This is a genomic window from Streptomyces sp. NPDC059455 (assembly GCF_042750115.1).
In the GTDB taxonomy this organism is placed as follows: Bacteria; Actinomycetota; Actinomycetes; order Streptomycetales; family Streptomycetaceae; genus Streptomyces; species Streptomyces endocoffeicus.
This window is the reverse complement of the sequence record NZ_JBHYVB010000384.1, coordinates 3,085-5,137: the sequence shown is the minus strand read 5'-3', so window position 1 is coordinate 5,137 and position 2,053 is coordinate 3,085. Positions and strand designations below refer to the sequence as shown.

Here is a 2,053-nt window from a genome sequence, read left to right as displayed (position 1 = left end):
GCACCCGGGTCACTCCCCCACCCCCGGGGGTCTGGGGCAGAGCCCCAGTTGTGGGAAGGGGCGGGGAGGGGAAAGCAGCCCGCCGCAGGCGTCACGATCCGCCGGACACCCCGTAGCGTGCGTCGGCAAAGCCGCGGGTATGCGCCGCCCCCCATCGCCGAGCAACGCTGCCTACGGCAGCGCCAACATCCGCTCCAGCGCCAGCTTGGCGAAGTGCTCGGTCTCCTTGTCGACCTGGATGCGGTTGACCACCTTGCCGGCCACCAGCGACTCCAGCGCCCACACCAGATGCGGCAGATCGATCCGGTTCATGGTCGAGCAGAAGCAGACCGTCTTGTCGAGGAAGGCGATCTCCTTGCCCTGGTCGGCGAAGCGATTGGCCAGGCGCCGTACGAGGTTCAGCTCGGTGCCGATCGCCCACTTCGATCCGGCGGGGGCGGCCTCCAGGGCCTTGATGATGTACTCGGTCGAGCCCACGTAGTCGGCCGCCGTCACGACCTCGTGCTTGCACTCGGGGTGCACCAGCACGTTCACGCCCGGTATGCGCTCGCGCACATCGTTGACCGAGTCCAGTGAGAAGCGGCCGTGCACCGAGCAGTGGCCGCGCCACAGGATCATCGTGGCGGCGCGCAGCTGCTCGGGGGTGAGCCCGCCGTTCGGCTTGTGCGGGTTGTAGACGACGCAGTCGTCCAGCGACATGCCCATGTCGCGGACCGCCGTATTGCGCCCCAGGTGCTGATCGGGCAGGAACAGCACCTTCTGGCCCTGCTGGAACGCCCACTCCAGCGCCCGCTGGGCATTGGAGGAGGTGCAGATCGTGCCGCCGTGGCGACCGGTGAACGCCTTGATGTCGGCGGAGGAGTTCATGTACGAGACGGGCACCGTCACATCCGCCACACCGGCCTCGGTGAGCACCTCCCAGCACTCGGCGACCTGCTCGGCCGTGGCCATGTCGGCCATCGAGCAGCCGGCCGCCAGATCGGGGAGAACTACCTGCTGGGCGTCGCCTGTGAGGATGTCGGCGGACTCGGCCATGAAGTGCACACCGCAGAAGACGATGTACTCGGCGTCCGGCCGCGCGGCCGCGTCCCGGGCGAGCTTGAAGGAGTCTCCGGTGACATCAGCGAACTCGATGACCTCGTCGCGCTGGTAGTGGTGGCCGAGCACGAAGACCTTGTCCCCGAGCTTCTCCTTGGCCGCGCGGGCGCGTGCCACCAGGTCCGGGTCGGAGGGCGCCGGGAGGTCTCCCGGGCACTCCACGCCGCGCTCGCTCCGGGGGTCGGCCTCCCGGCCGAGAAGCAGCAGAGCGAGCGGGGTCGGCTGCACGTCGAGGGGCTGGGCGGTGGTCACGTCACGCACCCTTCTTTCTTCGCTGGGAACCCTAATCGTCAGAATGACGCTATCTATCATAGCTCCTTCACGTCACGTTGACGAGAGGCATTGTGTCGATGTGACGCATTCCGGTGTGTCCGCCCGTATGCGAGCATGAAGGGCAACAGGAGATAGGCGCTTGGGCCCGGAATGAATCCGGGACGCCGTTGGTTTGTGCCAACGGCAAGCAGTCCGTACGACCCGGGAGAGAAGCAGATGACCGTTCAGGACGAGACCACCGCGAGCGAGGGCATCATCCTGTCCGACGCCGCCGCGTCGAAGGTCAAGAGCCTGCTGGAGCAGGAGGGCCGCGACGACCTCGCGCTGCGCGTCGCCGTCCAGCCCGGCGGCTGCTCCGGCCTGCGCTACCAGCTCTTCTTCGACGAGCGTTCGCTCGACGGCGACGTCGTCAAGGACTTCGAGGGCGTGAAGGTCGTGACCGACCGCATGAGCGCCCCGTACCTGGGCGGTGCCTCGATCGACTTCGTCGACACCATCGAGAAGCAGGGCTTCACCATCGACAACCCGAACGCCACGGGCTCCTGCGCCTGCGGCGACTCCTTCAGCTGAGCCCCCGGGCGCGGCGGAGCGAACAGCACGACGGAAGGGGGCGGGCCCCCGGGGGCCCCCCCCCCCCCGCGGGGCGGTGACCGTCGCGGACACACGCCGCCGGACCCGGACC

General features: G+C 68.5%; 2 protein-coding genes. One reads left to right on the top strand and one right to left on the bottom strand.

Translation table 11 applies throughout. From position 1 onward, the window contains the following. Positions 1-171: 171 nt before the first annotated feature. Positions 172-1,350: a quinolinate synthase NadA gene (nadA, locus tag ACFXB5_RS52490; RefSeq protein ID WP_385222947.1), complete on the bottom strand. Its 1,179-nt coding sequence runs from the start codon at positions 1,348-1,350 to the stop codon at positions 172-174. A 237-nt stretch (positions 1,351-1,587) separates the two neighbouring features. Between nadA and erpA the strand changes: the two genes are divergently transcribed. Further along, entirely contained in the window at positions 1,588-1,941 is a 354-nt protein-coding gene (gene erpA / locus ACFXB5_RS52485) for an iron-sulfur cluster insertion protein ErpA (protein WP_385222944.1), read from the top strand. Positions 1,942-2,053 lie beyond the last annotated feature (112 nt).